Origin of the sequence: Streptomyces sp. NPDC047002 (genome assembly GCF_040704505.1) — a bacterium.
Classification (GTDB): domain Bacteria; phylum Actinomycetota; class Actinomycetes; order Streptomycetales; family Streptomycetaceae; genus Streptomyces.
In genome coordinates this window covers 157,257-172,336 of record NZ_JBEYWC010000009.1, presented here as the reverse complement: position 1 = coordinate 172,336, position 15,080 = coordinate 157,257, and the positions used below count along the sequence as shown (strand labels likewise).

The 15,080-nt window shown below is 70.7% G+C and carries 15 protein-coding genes; 4 read left to right on the top strand and 11 right to left on the bottom strand.

The window, feature by feature from the left end:
- The first annotated feature begins 89 nt into the window (after window positions 1–89).
- On the top strand, window positions 90–1,100 hold the full coding sequence (locus AB0910_RS12075) for a LacI family DNA-binding transcriptional regulator (RefSeq protein ID WP_366744434.1): 1,011 nt from the start codon (window positions 90–92) through the stop codon (window positions 1,098–1,100).
- A 63-nt stretch (window positions 1,101–1,163) separates the two neighbouring features.
- Here the strand turns inward: AB0910_RS12075 and prcA are convergent, their stop codons facing one another.
- The 6 genes from prcA to arc all read right to left on the bottom strand — a co-directional run bounded on the left by prcA (window position 1,164) and on the right by arc (window position 6,898).
- Window positions 1,164–1,949 (bottom strand): proteasome subunit alpha, encoded by a 786-nt coding sequence (gene prcA, locus AB0910_RS12070; RefSeq protein WP_366744433.1) that lies wholly within the window; start codon window positions 1,947–1,949, stop codon window positions 1,164–1,166.
- 52 nt (window positions 1,950–2,001) lie between these two features.
- On the bottom strand, window positions 2,002–2,847 hold the full coding sequence (prcB, locus tag AB0910_RS12065; RefSeq protein ID WP_366744432.1) for a proteasome subunit beta: 846 nt from the start codon (window positions 2,845–2,847) through the stop codon (window positions 2,002–2,004).
- Window positions 2,799–2,975, bottom strand: a complete 177-nt coding sequence (locus AB0910_RS12060) for an endonuclease domain-containing protein (protein ID WP_366744431.1) — start codon at window positions 2,973–2,975, stop codon at window positions 2,799–2,801. Before AB0910_RS12060 ends, prcB begins: the two co-directional genes overlap by 49 nt.
- Before the next feature lie 82 nt (window positions 2,976–3,057).
- Window positions 3,058–3,276 carry a ubiquitin-like protein Pup gene (locus AB0910_RS12055; RefSeq protein ID WP_366744430.1) on the bottom strand — a complete coding sequence of 73 codons (219 nt, stop codon included), beginning with the start codon at window positions 3,274–3,276 and terminating at the stop codon, window positions 3,058–3,060.
- 166 nt (window positions 3,277–3,442) lie between these two features.
- Window positions 3,443–4,954 (bottom strand): depupylase/deamidase Dop, encoded by a 1,512-nt coding sequence (dop, locus tag AB0910_RS12050; protein ID WP_366744429.1) that lies wholly within the window; start codon window positions 4,952–4,954, stop codon window positions 3,443–3,445.
- 177 nt (window positions 4,955–5,131) lie between these two features.
- A complete protein-coding gene (arc, locus tag AB0910_RS12045) occupies window positions 5,132–6,898 on the bottom strand; it encodes a proteasome ATPase (RefSeq protein ID WP_366744428.1) in 1,767 nt (588 codons plus the stop codon).
- A 264-nt stretch (window positions 6,899–7,162) separates the two neighbouring features.
- On the opposite strand from arc, the gene AB0910_RS12040 reads away from it, so the two are divergent.
- Window positions 7,163–7,480, top strand: a complete 318-nt coding sequence (locus AB0910_RS12040; protein WP_366744490.1) for a ferredoxin — start codon at window positions 7,163–7,165, stop codon at window positions 7,478–7,480.
- 123 nt (window positions 7,481–7,603) lie between these two features.
- Here AB0910_RS12040 and AB0910_RS12035 read toward each other — a convergent pair whose 3' ends face one another.
- From AB0910_RS12035 to AB0910_RS12025, 3 genes are all read right to left on the bottom strand, one after another.
- A complete protein-coding gene (locus AB0910_RS12035; RefSeq protein WP_366744427.1) occupies window positions 7,604–8,194 on the bottom strand; it encodes a hypothetical protein in 591 nt (196 codons plus the stop codon).
- Window positions 8,195–8,425: 231 nt separating this feature from the next.
- The gene (locus AB0910_RS12030) at window positions 8,426–9,319 is read right to left on the bottom strand and encodes a tRNA (adenine-N1)-methyltransferase (RefSeq protein WP_366744426.1); all 894 of its coding nucleotides are present in this window, start codon (window positions 9,317–9,319) and stop codon (window positions 8,426–8,428) included.
- A 62-nt stretch (window positions 9,320–9,381) separates the two neighbouring features.
- On the bottom strand, window positions 9,382–10,629 hold the full coding sequence (locus tag AB0910_RS12025; protein ID WP_366744489.1) for a site-2 protease family protein: 1,248 nt from the start codon (window positions 10,627–10,629) through the stop codon (window positions 9,382–9,384).
- Between the two features lie 80 nt (window positions 10,630–10,709).
- Here AB0910_RS12025 and AB0910_RS12020 point away from each other — a divergent pair, with 80 nt between their 5' ends.
- Entirely contained in the window at window positions 10,710–11,570 is an 861-nt protein-coding gene (locus tag AB0910_RS12020) for a RecB family exonuclease (protein WP_366744425.1), read from the top strand.
- 46 nt (window positions 11,571–11,616) lie between these two features.
- The gene (locus AB0910_RS12015; protein ID WP_345646080.1) at window positions 11,617–12,297 is read left to right on the top strand and encodes a response regulator transcription factor; all 681 of its coding nucleotides are present in this window, start codon (window positions 11,617–11,619) and stop codon (window positions 12,295–12,297) included.
- A gap of 65 nt (window positions 12,298–12,362) precedes the next feature.
- Here AB0910_RS12015 and AB0910_RS12010 read toward each other — a convergent pair whose 3' ends face one another.
- Together AB0910_RS12010 and AB0910_RS12005 are read right to left on the bottom strand one after the other, a co-directional pair.
- Entirely contained in the window at window positions 12,363–13,967 is a 1,605-nt protein-coding gene (locus tag AB0910_RS12010) for an ABC transporter substrate-binding protein (protein ID WP_366744424.1), read from the bottom strand.
- Between the two features lie 395 nt (window positions 13,968–14,362).
- Window positions 14,363–15,064: an HAD family phosphatase gene (locus tag AB0910_RS12005; protein WP_366744423.1), complete on the bottom strand. Its 702-nt coding sequence runs from the start codon at window positions 15,062–15,064 to the stop codon at window positions 14,363–14,365.
- Window positions 15,065–15,080: the final 16 nt, after the last annotated feature.

Sequence of the window (15,080 nt, the reverse complement as noted above, 5' to 3'; positions counted from 1 at the left end):
CCCCGTGAAGTGTTACGTATAACTTCGTGAGGTCATACGTACCATGAGCCCGAGCGCCGGGTCCACCGGCGCACCCGTGAGGAGTTCGGATGAGCGGCCCGGCCACGCGTCCCACCAGCAGGGACGTCGCACGGTCCGCCGGCGTCTCGCAGGCCACGGTCTCCCTGGTGCTGGGCGGCAAGTGGCACGGCCGGGTGTCCGAGCGGACCGCGGGCCAGGTGAGAGAGGCCGCCGACGCGCTCGGCTACCGGCCGAACCTCGCGGCGCGCAACCTGCGCCTCGGCTCGACGCGTACGGCCCTGCTGGTCGTGCCCGCCCTCACCAACGAGTTCTTCGCGCGCGTCTACACCGGGGCGGCTGCCGTCGCCGCCGAGCACGGCTTCGGCGTGGTGCTCTACCCCTCCCCCGCCGGGGTGGGCCCGGCGACCAGCCCCTTCGACCCGGGGCGCACGGCGCTCGACGGCGTGATCGCCTCCTCGATGGCGGTGGACGCGCCCGCCGCCATCCACGGCAGCCTGCTGCCGCTCGTCATGCTGGACAGCGACCCCTCGGCCCCCGGCGCGGCGGCCGTCGTCAACCTGGCCATTGCGGACGGCATGCGCGGCGTCGCCGCCCATGTGCTGGAGCTCGGCCACCGCGAGCTGCTGCACCTGGGCTCAGCGGTGCCGTCCTGGACCTTCGACGTGCGGGCGGAGGCGCTCGCGGGCGCGGTGCGCGGCGCGGGCGCCCGGCTGCGCACGGTGCGGGCCCCGCTGTCCGTGCCGGACGCGCGGGAGGCCGTCACGGCCGCGCTCACCGGTCCGGGGCCCCGCCCCACCGCGGTCGTCTGCGACGACGACGTGCTGGCCGCGGGCGCCTGCAAGGCGCTGCGCCGCCTCGGCCTGCGGGTACCCGAGGACGTCTCCGTCACCGGCTTCGACGACCTGGCGCTCGCCACGGCGGTGGAGCCCGAGCTGACGACCGTGCGGCTGCCCGCGGAGCGCGTGGGCGAGCGGGGCATGGCGGCGCTGCTCGCCGTACTCGACGGCCGGGACCCGGCCCCTGGCGAGCTCGGGGTCGAGCTGGTGGTGCGGGGGTCCACGGCGCCCGCGCCGCGCTGATCCTGACGCGCCGGTGCCCCGGCCGCAGGAGCGGCCGGGGCACCGGGCGTGGCGTGCTGCGGCTCAGGCGTCCGAGCCGGTACCCGGGTCCTCGGACGGCGCCACCGGGGGCTCGTCGGACGGGGAGTCGGTGGGCTCGGCCGCGGCGCCCTCCGTCTCCAGCAGGCGCGACAGCTGCGCGCCGACGATCCGCTTGAACTTCCGCTGCTGCGGGCGCGTGCGGTCGAGGACCGCCACTTCGAGCCGCTCGGCGGGGATCTCCCGCTCGCCGCCGTTGGTGTCACGCGAGAGCGCCTGCACCGCGAGTCTCAGGGCCTCCGCGAGCGTCATGCCGTCGCGGTGGCGCTGGTCGAGGTAGGAGCTGATCTGCTCCGAGCTGCCGCCGACCGCGACCGAGCCGTGCTCGTCCACGATCGAGCCGTCGTGCGGGAGCCGGTAGATCTGGTCGCCGTCGGGCGTGGCGCCGACCTCGGCCACCACCAGCTCCACCTCGTACGGCTTCTCGCCTGCGCTGGAGAAGATCGTGCCAAGCGTCTGGGCGTAGACGTTGGCGAGGCCGCGCGCGGTCACGTCGTCGCGGTCGTAGGTGTAGCCGCGCAGGTCCGCGTAGCGCACACCGCCGATCCTGAGGTTCTCGTACTCGTTGTACTTGCCGGCGGCCGCGAAGCCGATCCGGTCGTAGATCTCGCTGAACTTGTGCAGGGCGCGGGACGGGTTCTCGCCGACGAAGACGATGCCGTCGGCGTACTGGAGCACGACCAGGCTGCGGCCGCGGGCGATGCCCTTGCGGGCGTACTCGGCCCGGTCGGCCATGGCCTGCTGGGGTGAGACATAGAACGGCGTCGACACCGGCTATCCGTCCCTTTCTGTCAGTGGCTGATTCACTCGCACGGCGGTGCCGTCACAGAAGCGCGGCGCGCGGCCCGTCGGGCTCGTCGAGCCGGCGCTCGACGACCGAGCGGGCGATGGCGGACGACTCGTCGTCGGTGAGCCTGCGGAAGCCGTCCTCCGTGATCACGGTGACGATCGGGTAGATGCGCCGAGCCATGTCGGGGCCGCCGGTCGCCGAGTCGTCGTCGGCGGCGTCGTACAGCGCCTGGACGACGACCGTGGTGGCCTGCTCCTCGGTCAGGTCGTCGCGGTAGAGCTTCTTCAGGGAGCCGCGCGCGAAGACGGAGCCCGAGCCGGTCGAGGAGTAGCCGGTCTCCTCGGAGCGCCCACCGGTGACGTCGTAGGAGAAGATGCGGCCCTTGCCGCGGTCGACGTCGTACCCCGCGAAGACCGGCACCACCGCGAGGCCCTGCATGGCCATGGCGAGGTTGGACCTGATCATCGTGGAGAGGCGGTTGGCCTTGCCTTCCAGCGACAGCTGGGCGCCCTCGACCTTCTCGAAGTGTTCGAGCTCAAGCTGGAACAGCTTGACCATCTCCACGGCGAGGCCCGCCGTACCGGCGATGCCCACCGCCGAGTACTCGTCCGCGGGGAAGACCTTCTCGATGTCCCGCTGGGCGATCATGTTGCCCATCGTCGCCCTGCGGTCGCCCGCGAGCACCACGCCGCCGGGGAAGGCCACGGCCACGATCGTCGTGCCGTGCGGCGCCTCGATGGCGCCCTGGAGCGGCGGCGTCGACCGGTTGCCCGGCAGCATCTCCGGCGCGTGGCCGGAGAGGAAGTCCATGAAGGAAGAGGATCCGGGTGTCAGGAAGGCAGCAGGTAGTCGCCCGGTGTCACGAGTATTGGCTTCCACGCGTTTCCCTCCAGATATGCGACGGCACAGCGCAAGGGGTCGGGAGCGTGTCCCAACTTGCCGGTGTCCGAATTGCAGTTGAAGCACAGTACGCCACGGACCCTACCCGCAGCGCGGCGGTGATCCACCTGCGCTTGTGGGAAGAGGCCGCCGGGGAAAGGGGCGCCCCCGAGGACGGGAGCACCCCTTCTCCCCCGTTCGGCCGTGTGGCTACTGGCCGCCCTTTTGCACGAAGCTCCGCACGAAGTCCTCGGCGTTCTCCTCGAGCACGTCGTCGATCTCGTCCAGGACGGAGTCCACGTCGTCCGAGAGCTTCTCCTGACGCTCCTTGAGGTCCTCGGAGCCCTGCGCGTCCTGCGCCTGCTCCTCGGTCTCCTCCGTGGTGCGTGCCGCCTTCTGCTGGCCGCCGCCGCTGTCCTTGGTCGCCATATCCCTCACCCCGCTCGGTTCGCCCCGCTCGATGTGGCCTTCGCTGCCGTGGCCTTCGGTGCTGTCAAGATCAGACCCTAACCTCAGGCTCCGACAAAGGCCCCGTTGTGATGCAACGTCGGGGGCCCACCTCCATGATTCCCTGCGGCGGGCCCTTTCAGCCTCTTCACTGCCCCGAGAGCACCCGGACCAGGTCCTCGGCCGTACGGCAGCGGTCGAGGAGCTCCTTCACGTGGTTGCGTGTACCACGCAGCGGTTCCAGGGTCGGCACCCGCTGGAGCGAGTCGCGCCCCGGCAGGTCGAAGATCACCGAGTCCCACGACGCCGCGGCGACGTCCTCCGCGTACTGGTCGAGGCAGCGGCCGCGGAAGTAGGCCCTGGTGTCCTCGGGCGGGTTCGTCCTGGCCCGCTCGACGTCGTCGTCGGTCAGCAGGCGCTTCATCCGGCCGCGGGCCGCCAGCCGGTTGTACAGCCCCTTGTCGGGCCGCACGTCCGCGTACTGGAGGTCCACGAGGTGCAGCCTCGCGGCGTCCCAGTCGAGGTCGTCGCGGCGCCGGTAGCCTTCGAGCAGCTCCCGCTTGGCCACCCAGTCCAGCTCGCCCGCGAGGCTCATCGGGTCGCGCTCCAGGCGGTTGAGCGTGTCCTCCCAGCGGCCCAGCACGTCCCTGGTCTGCTCGTCCGCGTCGTCGCCGTACTTCTCCTCGACGTACTTGCGCGCGAGCTCGAAGTACTCCATCTGGAGCTGCACCGCGGTGAGTGTGCGGCCGCTGCGCAGCGTGACCAGGTGCCCCAGCGTCGGGTCGTGGGAGACCTGGTGCAGGGTGCGCACGGGCTGGTCCACGGCGAGGTCGACGTTGATGAAGCCGTCCTCGATCATGGCGAGCACCAGCGACGTCGTGCCGAGCTTCAGGTACGTCGAGATCTCGGAGAGGTTCGCGTCGCCGATGATCACGTGGAGGCGGCGGTACTTCTCCGCGTCCGAGTGCGGCTCGTCGCGCGTGTTGATGATGGGCCGCTTGAGCGTGGTCTCCAGGCCCACCTCGACCTCGAAGTAGTCCGCGCGCTGGCTCAGCTGGAAGCCGTGGTCGCGGCCGTCCTGGCCGATGCCGACGCGGCCCGCGCCCGTGACGACCTGGCGGGAGACGAAGAACGGCGTCAGGTGGCGCACGATGTCCGAGAACGCCGTGGAGCGCCGCATCAGGTAGTTCTCGTGGGTGCCGTAGGAGGCGCCCTTGTTGTCGGTGTTGTTCTTGTACAGGTGGATGGGCTGCGCGCCGGGCAGCTGGGCCGCGCGCTCGGCGGCCTCGGCCATGATGCGCTCGCCCGCCTTGTCCCACAGCACGGCGTCGCGCGGATTGGTGATCTCCGGCGAGCTGTACTCCGGGTGCGCGTGGTCGACGTAGAGGCGGGCGCCGTTGGTCAGGATGACGTTGGCGAGGCCGATGTCCTCGTCCGTGAGCTGCGTGGAGTCCGCGGTCTCCCGTGCGAGGTCGAAGCCGCGGGCGTCCCGCAGCGGATTCTCCTCCTCGAAGTCCCACCGCGCGCGCCGCGCCCTGTGCATCGCCGCCGCGTAGGCGTTGACGATCTGGGACGAGGTGAGCATGGCATTGGCGTTCGGGTGACCGGGCACGGAGATCCCGTACTCCGTCTCGATGCCCATTACTCGCCGTACGGTCATGCGGCCCTCCTTGCCCGGCGGCGCCCTCGGGGACGCGGCGCGCTCCCTCTTCGAGCCTAGAACGCCGTGGCGCCCGCGGGGAGATCATTCAACACGTCGGCCTGCTGTGATGGTACGTCTGGGTAAAGCAACCGGCTGCGGACACCCCGGTGGGGGCGCCCGCAGCCGGTCCGCGGCTTACAGGTACTGACCGGTGTTCGCCACCGTGTCGATGGACCGCCCGGTGTCGGCACCCTGCTTCCCCGTGACGAGGGTGCGGATGTAGACGATCCGCTCGCCCTTCTTGCCGGAGATGCGGGCCCAGTCGTCCGGGTTGGTGGTGTTCGGCAGGTCCTCGTTCTCCTTGAACTCGTCCACGCACGCCTGGAGGAGGTGGGAGACGCGGATGCCCTTCTGGTCGTGGTCGAGGAAGTCCTTGATCGCCATCTTCTTGGCCCGGCCGACGATGTTCTCGATCATCGCGCCGGAGTTGAAGTCCTTGAAGTAGAGGACTTCCTTGTCGCCGTTGGCGTACGTCACCTCAAGGAAGCGGTTCTCCTCGGACTCGGCGTACATCTGCTCCACGACGGTCTGGATCATCGCGTGGACCGCCTGGTCGGGCGAGTCGCGGTGCTCCGAGAGGTCGTCGGCGTGCAGCGGCAGGGAGGCCGTGAGGTACTTGGCGAAGATGTCCTTGGCGGAGTCCGCGTCGGGACGCTCGATCTTGATCTTCACGTCGAGGCGGCCCGGGCGCAGGATCGCCGGGTCGATCATGTCCTCGCGGTTGGAGGCGCCGATGACGATGACGTTCTCCAGGCCCTCCACACCGTCGATCTCGGCGAGCAGCTGGGGGACGATGGTGTTCTCCACGTCCGAGCTGACACCGGAGCCGCGGGTGCGGAAGAGGGATTCCATCTCGTCGAAGAAGACGATGACGGGCGTGCCCTCGCTCGCCTTCTCCCTGGCACGCTGGAAGACCAGGCGGATGTGCCGCTCGGTCTCGCCGACGTACTTGTTGAGGAGCTCGGGGCCCTTGATGTTCAGGAAGTAGCTCTTGCCCGCCGGCCTGCCCGTCACCTCGCCGACCTTCTTGGCGAGCGAGTTGGCGACGGCCTTGGCGATGAGTGTCTTGCCGCATCCGGGCGGGCCGTAGAGCAGGATGCCCTTCGGCGGCCTGAGCTCGTGCTCCTTGAAGAGGTCCGGGTAGAGGTAGGGAAGCTCGACGGCGTCGCGGATCAGCTCGATCTGACCGCCGAGACCGCCGATCTTGGTGTAGTCGACGTCGGGGACCTCTTCGAGGACGAGCTCCTCGACCTCGCTCTTGGGCACGACCTCGTAGACGTATCCGGAGCGTGGTTCGAGCAGCAGGGCGTCGCCCGGCCTGATGGTGAGGTCCATCAGGGGCTCGGCGAGCCGCACCACCCGTTCCTCGTCGGTGTGCCCGATCACCAGGGCGCGCTCGCCGTCCTCAAGGACCTCCTTGAGGGTGACGATGTCGCCGGCGCGCTCGAACTCCATGGCCTCGACCACGTTGAGCGCCTCGTTGAGCATGACCTCCTGGCCGCGCCTCAGCTGGTCGAGCTCGATGCTGGGGCTCACGTTCACCCGGAGCTTGCGGCCGCCGGTGAAGATGTCGGCCGTCTCGTCCTCATTGGCCTGAAGGAAGACGCCGAAGCCGGCGGGCGGCTGCGCGAGCCGGTCGACTTCTTCCTTGAGTGCCACGATCTGGTCGCGCGCCTCACGCAGCGTGTTCGCGAGGCGTTCGTTCTGCGCGGACACGCCTGCCAGATTCGTCTGGAGCTCGACGATCCGCTCTTCGAGAATTCTCGTGTGCCGCGGAGAGTCGGCGAGCTTGCGGCGCAGGACGGCGATTTCCTGCTCAAGATAGGCGACCTGGCCCGCTGGGTCCTCGGACCCCCGTCCGGGCCGGATGCCGCGGTTGATGTCGTCGTCGTGGGCTGCCACGGTCCTCACCTCCTCCAAGGGGAGCTGGACGCTTCCTGACCCTACCTGGGTGGGTGATGATTGAAACCCCTAGATCACAAAGACGTAAGGGCTCCGTCCGATCTTCACCCTTGCGCTCTCCCTCCCGCCAGGCCAATACCCACCCAGCAACATCGGAAAGCGGCCGGTTGTATCGTCGAGTCGTTCAACACCCGTCATGGCTGGCCCGACTTGTTCCCCAGGGTCGCACGCAGGACCGGCCCGGCGCAGAAAACGGCAGGAGACATCACCGTGCAGCAGGACACCCCCGCCGACGGCCTCGCGGCCCATGGCCCGCTCGAGGTCTGGATCGATCAGGATCTGTGCACGGGGGACGGCATCTGCGCGCAGTACGCGCGCGAGGTCTTCGAGCTCGACATCGACGGCCTGGCCTATGTGAAGAGCGAGGACGACGAGCTGCTCCAGGAGCCGGGGGCCGCCACCCGGGTGCCCCTGCCGCTGCTGCGCGAGGTGGTGGACTCCGCCAAGGAGTGCCCGGGCGAGTGCATCCACGTGCGCCGGGTCTCGGACCGCACGGAGGTCGTGGGCCCGGACGCGGAGTGAGCCCCACGGCCGCCCCGCGGTGAGCAACGGCAGCCCCGCGGTGACCGGCGGGCGGCGGCCGTACGGGGGCGGCTCGCGCGCCCCGGGTGGCCGGAAATCGGCCCTGCGGGCGTGCGGGGGCTTTCAGACGCTCTTGTCGTCGCCCTGTTCGCTGCGGACGAACGCTCCGTTGCGCCAGGCCCAGGAGACCTTCTGCCGCACATCGGGGCAGCAGGTCGGCACGTTCTGGCTGGAGTAGCCGAGCAGCGTCGCGTAGACGGCGCCGTGCTGCACGGTGAAGCCCTTCCCCACCGTCTCCCGGGCGGCCACGCCCAGCAGGGTGGCGACCACGCGCGGCTTTCCCGAGCGGTCCCGGTTGAGCACGTAGACGGCGTTCGGCGGGGCCCCGGTGCCCGAGTCGCACCGGACGGCGGCGACCGTCTCCGGGTTGCCGTCGCCGTCGAGGTCCCCGCTCGCCTTCGCGGTGACGACGGAGCCGACGGAGCCGCACTCCAGCGGGAAGGGGAAGGTGGCGGCGTCGGGGGCGGGCAGGTGGGCCGCTCTCGGCGGGGCGGAGCTGCTGATCGAGGGCCCGGCCGCGGGCGACGCGGTGGCGCCGCCCGGCTGGAGCAGGCCCGCCAGCGCGACGACACCGGCCATCGCGGTCGCCGTCGCGACCCAGTGGAGGGGAGCCGGCCGGTTGTGCGCGAGGTCCGGAAGCTCGGAGAGCTGCACGCCGAGTGTCTCCTGTTGCGGTGGTGCTGGAGAAACCAACTGTGGGCGGGAGACAGCATCGTGCCACACGTCACACGCGGCCGGAACGGCGGGGGCGGCAGGAGGGCGCACCGCGGTCCGACACACGGGCGCCGCCGCTCCGTCGCGCGCGGGTGCGCGTGAACGGTGCGGCGGCGGCAGGTGGTTGGGTCGCGCGTCGGGCCGGTGGGCGGTGCGCGCTACGGGACGGGGTCAGCGGGAGCCGCTGCCTGGTCCTGCGTAGTCCTCGCCGTAGGCGCCCTTCGCGGGCCTGCGGCGGCGCAGCGGCGGCTCCACGCCGTCGGCGAGGCGGCGGGCGGTGACCAGGAAGCCGGTGTGGCCGATCATGCGGTGGTCGGGGCGTACGGCGAGGCCCTCGACGTGCCAGTTGCGGATCATGGACTCCCACGCGGCGGGCTCGTTGAACGTGCCGAACTCGCGGATGGTCTCCACGGTACGGGCGAGCTGCGTGGTGGTGGCCACGTACGCGATGAGGATGCCGCCGGGCACGAGCGCCTTGGAGACGGCCTCCACGCACTCCCAGGGCGCGAGCATGTCCAGGATGACCCGGTCGACGTCGGTGTCCGAGAGGTTGTCCTGGAGGTCGCCGACGGTCAGCTCCCAGGCCGGGTGCGGCCCGCCGAAGTAGCGCTCGACGTTGCCCCGCGCGATGTCGGCGAAGTCCTGCCTGCGCTCGTAGGAGTGCAGCATGCCCTCGTCGCCGATGACCCGCAGCAGGAAGCTGCTGAGGGAGCCGGACCCCACGCCCGCCTCGACGACGCGCGCGCCGGGGAAGATGTCGCCGAAGGCGAGGATCTGGCCCGCGTCCTTCGGGTAGACCACGGCGGCGCCGCGGGGCATGGACAGGACGTAGTCGGGGAGCAGGGGGCGCAGCGCGAGGTAGGCGACGTTTCCCGTGGTGCGGACAACACTGCCCTCGGGAGCACCGATCAGCTCGTCGTGCGGGAAGGACCCCTTGTGGGTGTGGAAGTTCTTCCCAGCTTCGAGCGTGAAGGTGTAGTGGCGTCCCTTGGGGTCGGTGAGCTGGACCTGGTCCCCGACCTTGAAGGGCCCGCGACGGCGGGCGGCACCGGTCGGTTCGGACATGGCCCCAGCCTATCCGGTCTCCGGGGCCCCTCGGCCCGGCGGTCGCCGGGCCCGCCTGCGCCCTAGTGGGGGCGGGCCATGGCCGCGACGAACGCCTTCTCGACGTCGGCCGTGGAGAGCACCCCGTAGATCGAGCCGGTCTCCTCGACTACCAGGTACTCGGTGGCCGGGTTGGCGCGCAGCCGTTCCAGCAGCACCTCGCCGCCGAGGTCCGCGGGCACGGTCATGCCCTCGGTGAGGTCCTGGGTGAGCGTGCTGACCGCGACCCAGGGGCGCCGGTGCTGCGGCACCCCGCCGATGGACGTCTCGCGGACGATGCCGGTGGGGTCGCCCTGGCCGTCCACCACGACGAGGGCGCGCGCGCCGACCTCGTTGGCCCGGCGCAGCGCCTCGGAGAGCGGGGTGTGGGACTCGACGGGCACGGCCCGCCGGGTCAGGGTGCGGGCCTGGAGCTGCGGCAGGTGCTCGCGCAGCCGGGCCATGCGCAGGCTGTTGCCCGCGCCCGTCCAGATGATCGCGGCGAGGACCGCGGCGATCAGCGCGTCGGTGACGGTCTCCACGCCGTCGATGCCGCCGTCGCCGCGCAGGCCGCCGCGGCCGAACAGCGGCAGGCCGATGAGGACGACGAGGACGGCGACGGCGAGGGCCCGCCCGACCCAGACGGCGGCGACGGTGCCGCTCATCGGCTTGCCGGTGATCTTCCAGACGACGGCGCGCAGCATGCGGCCGCCGTCGAGCGGCAGGCCGGGCAGGAAGTTGAAGACCGCGACGATCAGGTTGGAGACCATCAGGCCCGCGAGCAGCACCCCGGGGACGGAGCCGGCGTCGACGACGTACATCGCGGCGTAGAAGATCCCGGAGAGCACGAGCGAGAGGAGCGGCCCGACGAAGGCGAGGACGAACTCGCGGCCCGGCGTCTCGGACTCCTTCTCGATCTCGGAGACGCCGCCGAAGAACTGGAGCTGGATGCGGCGCACCGGCAGATTGAAGCGGAGCGCCGCGACGGTGTGCGCGAGCTCGTGCACGAAGACGGAGGCGTAGAAGGCGACAGCGAAGAACAGGGCCACCAGGTAGCGCGCGTTGCCGATGTCGGGGAGGATGCCGCCGAGCTGGCCGCCGAAGATCCAGGTGATGAGCGCGGCCACGAGGAACCAGCTGGGGCCCACGTAGACGGGCACACCGAAGGGGCGGCCGACCAGGATGCCGCCTCCCGGGTCGGCCGGGCGCACGGGTTTGCCTCCCGGGTGGGGGGTGCCGTCGCGGCCCCGCGCCCTGCCCGTGCCGCGCTCGCCCGACTCGTCGTCATTCACGGGTTTCACGGGTTCCGGGGTTCCTTCCTTCGTCGCCCTGTCGTCTGCTTGATCATGCAGTGCGAAAGGCCCTGTAGTCGATGGTATGCGGATCGCTGTCCTCGGCGGGCCTTAGGGTCTGCGTCATGACCACGAGCGTGCCCCCTGTCTCGCTGTCGCCCTCGCGGGCGAACGACTTCATGCAGTGCCCCCTGCTCTACCGGTTCCGGGTGATCGACAGACTGCCGGAGAAGCCGAGCGAGGCGGCCACCCGGGGCACGCTGGTGCACGCCGTGCTGGAGCGCCTCTTCGACGCCCCCGCCGTGGAGCGCACGGCGCCCCGGGCGAAGGCGATGGTGCCCCACCAGTGGGACAGGCTGCGCGCGGCGCGCCCCGAGCTGACGGAGCTGTTCGCCGACGACGCGGCGGGCGAGCGGCTCGCGCGCTGGCTCGGCGAGGCCGAGTCGCTGGTGGAGCGGTGGTTCGAGCTGGAGGACCCGACGCGGCTCGAACCCGCGGAGCGGGAGATGTTCGTCGAGACGGAGCTGGACTCGGGGCTGCGGCTGCGCGGGGTGATCGACCGGGTCGACGTGGCGCCGACGGGCGAGGTCAGGATCGTCGACTACAAGACGGGCAAGGCGCCGCGCCCCCAGTACGCGGAGAGCGCGCACTTCCAGATGGCGTTCTACGCGCTGGTGGTCTCGCGGCTCAAGGGCGTCGTGCCGCGCCGCCTCCAGCTGGTCTACCTGGGCAGCGGGGACGTGCTGACGTACGACCCGGTCCCCGCGGACCTGGAGCGGGTGGAGCGCAAGCTGCTCGCCCTGTGGGACGCGATCAGGCGGGCCGTGGAGACGGGCGATTTCCCGCCACGCCCCACAAAGCTCTGCGGCTGGTGCGACCACCAGGCGTTCTGCCCCGAATTCGGCGGCACTCCCCCGGTCTATCCACTGACGGCGGGCTAGCGGGCGGGCAGGGCAGAATGGCCGTGGTCCGTGGAGAGGGGTTCTTGTGAGTGTCGGCACCGTCCGGGTCCTGCTGGTCGACGACCAGCCGCTGCTGCGCACCGGTTTCCGGATGATCCTGGAGGCGGAGCAGGACGTCGCGGTGGTCGGGGAGGCCGGTGACGGGCTCCAGGCCATCGAGCAGGTGCGGGCGCTCCAGCCCGACGTGGTGCTGATGGACATCAGGATGCCCAGGATGGACGGCGTCGAGGCGACCCGGCAGATCACCGGGCCCGGCAGGGACGGCCCCGCCAAGGTGCTGGTGCTGACCACGTTCGACCTGGACGAGTACGTGGTGGAGGCGCTGCGCGCGGGCGCGAGCGGCTTCCTCCTGAAGGACGCGCCGGCCGTGGAGCTTGTGCAGGCGATCCGGGTGGTGGCCGCGGGCGAGGCGATGCTGGCGCCGAGCATCACCCGGCGGCTGCTCGACAAGTACGCGGACCATCTGCCGTCGGGCGAGGAGCCCGTGCCCGACATGCTGAACACGCTGACGGAGCGTGAGGTCGAGGTGCTGAAGCTGGTGGCGCGCGGCCTGTCGAACGCGGAGATCGCCGCCGACCTGTTCGTCAGCGAGACGACGGTGAAGACGCACGTGGGCCATGTGCTGACCAAGCTGGGCCTGCGGGACCGGGTGCAGGCCGCGGTCTACGCGTACGAGAGCGGGCTGGTGCGCCCCGGCGCGCAGTAGCGGTGCGGGCCTGCCGCGCGGGAGCCCCGGACCGGCGGTGCGGGTCCGGGGCTCCGGTGTGCGGCTCAGTCGTCCGACGTGCCCTTCGCGAGCTCCCAGAGGTAGTAGTTGGTCGACGCGTCGACCGCCCACTCCACTCCGGTGACGTCGGTATGGGCGGCGACGTACTGCTTGCCCTGCCACAGCGGGAGGATCGGCACGTCGCTCGCGACCTGGTTCTGGATCTCGCCGAAGGTGCCGGAGGCGGCCCCGCGGTTGGCCACCCGCCGCGAGTCCGGGATCAGCTGGTTGCGGATCAGCGGGTTGTCGTACGGGCTGTTGAGGAAGTTGTCCTTGTCGAGGAACGGCGCCGTGAAGTTGTCGGGGTCCGGGAAGTCGGGGAACCAGCCCATGCCGTAGATGGTGTAGTCGCCCTTGGTCTGGTCGGGCCTGAAGGTGTCCCAGGGGATGCCCTTGATGGTGACGTCGAACAGCTTGCTGTCGTTGAACTGGCTCTGGAGGACCTGGAACTCCTTGGCGGTGGCGGCGCCGTAGTGGTCCGTCGTGTAGTCCAGCGTCAGCTTGACCGGGGTGTGGATCCCGGCCCGCTGGAGCGTGTCCCTCGCCTCCTTCACCGACGGCTGCCCGCCGTACTGGTTGAAGAACGAGTTGGTGTGGCCTGTGATGCCGGACGGTATGAGCGAGTAGAGCGGCGTGGCCGTCGTCCCGTAGACCTTGCTGACCAGGGCGTCGCGGTCCACCACATAGGCCATGGCCTGCCGTACGGCCTTCTCCTTGACGACCGGGGCCGAGGTGTCGAAGCCGAGGTAGCGGATTTCGAGGCCCGGCATCTCGGTGAGGTTGACGTCCTTGGGCGTGTGGTCGGTCAGCGACTTGATCTGGTCGGGCGACATGCGCAGCATCACGTCGACGTCGTTCTTGTCGAACGCGGCGCCCATGGCGCTCGCGCTCGTGTAGTTGCGCATCTCGACCTTGTCGTTCTGGACCTTCAGATCCCCCTTGTACGTGGGGTTCTTGGTGAAGGTGGCCCCGACGAGGGTGTTGTCCTTGACCTTCGGCTTGAAGAGGTACGGGCCGGAGCCGTCGATCTCGAAGCCGTCGCGCAGCTTCTTCGGCGCGTACTGCTTGGGGTCCACGATGCCGGCGGCGGGGGTGGCGAGCTTGTACGGGAACGTGGCGTCGGACGACTTGAGGTGGAAGACCACGTCGTGGCCCTCGGTGTCGATCGAGCCGATGTTGGTCAGCAGGCCGTAGGCGCTGTTGGGGTCGTGGATGTTGACGACCCGCTGGATGGAGTACTTCACGTCGGCCGGCGTGACCGGGTCCCCGTTGGCGAACTTCAGGCCGGTGCGCAGCGTGCAGCGGTACGTGGTGCTCGCATGGTCGGTGAACAGGCAGCGGCTGGCGGCCTCGGGGACCGGCTCGCCGCCGCCGCGCGGCACGTGGGTCAGCGTCTGGATGGTCTGCCTGAGGATGTTCCAGGCCGCCGTGTCGTACGTGTACGCGGGGTCGAAGGGCGCGGGCGCCGTCTTCGTCGCGCCGAACTGGTCGGTGGTGCCCACGACGATCGCACTGCCGCCGTCGGAACCGCTGTCGGCGGCGCCGCAGCCTGCCATGACGGGTGCGAACATGCCGACGACCGCCGTCAGCACGAGGGTTGTGCGCTTCATCGTGGGCTAACTCCTTGTGGGGGAAACCTGGACGCGGCGGTCGGCAACGCGCCATGACGCCCTACGCGCGGCACCAGTTGCGGCGTCGGCGTACTGGCTCCGACATTAGCTCCCGCGCGACCGGGTCCCCGAACGGGCTTCCAGGAGCGGGTTTCCGCTCCGTGATGACCCTTAACGGCCTGTACATGGAGGCGTGTCGCATGTTTCGTACACCGCTTCACCAACTGGGACACATGGGCGTAACGAACCGGGCGCCCGGCGCCGCGCGGCCTCGGAGGACCGCGGACGCGGGCCCAACGGGGAGTGAGGAAAATCACCTGACCGCGCTGCGGCTTCGGCGGGGCGACGCGGCGCCGCGGCCGGCCAGGAGCCGGAGCAGGTGACGTCCTCGCAGGTCAGCGGCTGCGGGCGGGCAAGGCGCGCAGCAGGGCGAGGTCGACGTGTTCGAGGGAGGCGGCGACGTGCCGCCCGGGCGCGGGGGCGATGGGCGCGACGGACGGCACGGCGACGACGCGGCAGCCGGCCGCCTCGGCCGCGGCCACACCGGTCGCGGTGTCCTCGACGACGGCGCACCGCTCGGGCAGCGCGCCGAGGCCGCGCGCCGCGGCCAGATAGGGGTCGGGGTGCGGCTTGGTGCGGGCCACCTCGTCGCCCGCGACGGTGAGCGCGAAGTGCTCCGGGCCGAGGGAGCGCAGGACGTGGTCGATGATGCGCCGGTGGGAGGCGGAGACCAGCGCGGTGGGCACCCGGTGCGCCGTCAGCTCGGCGAGGAGCCGCGCGGCCCCGGGCATCAGGGGCACGCCCTGTCTGATGCGGTTCTCGAAGGCGTCGTTGAGCAGGACCACCACCTCGTCCATGGTGATGTCGGCGCCGGTCTCCTCGATGAGGAAGCCCGCGCTGCGCGTCATCGGCCCGCCGACGACGATCTCGCGCCAGCCCTCGTCGAGGACGTGGCCGAGTTCTTTGAAGACGTCGGTCTCGGCCTCCCACCAGATGCCCTCGCTGTCCACCAGGGTGCCGTCCATGTCGAGCAGCACGGCCTGCAGGGCTGGGCCCCCGGCCGTCGTGGGCAGGGACGCGGGGACCGTGCTGGTCATCCGGCACACCTCCATG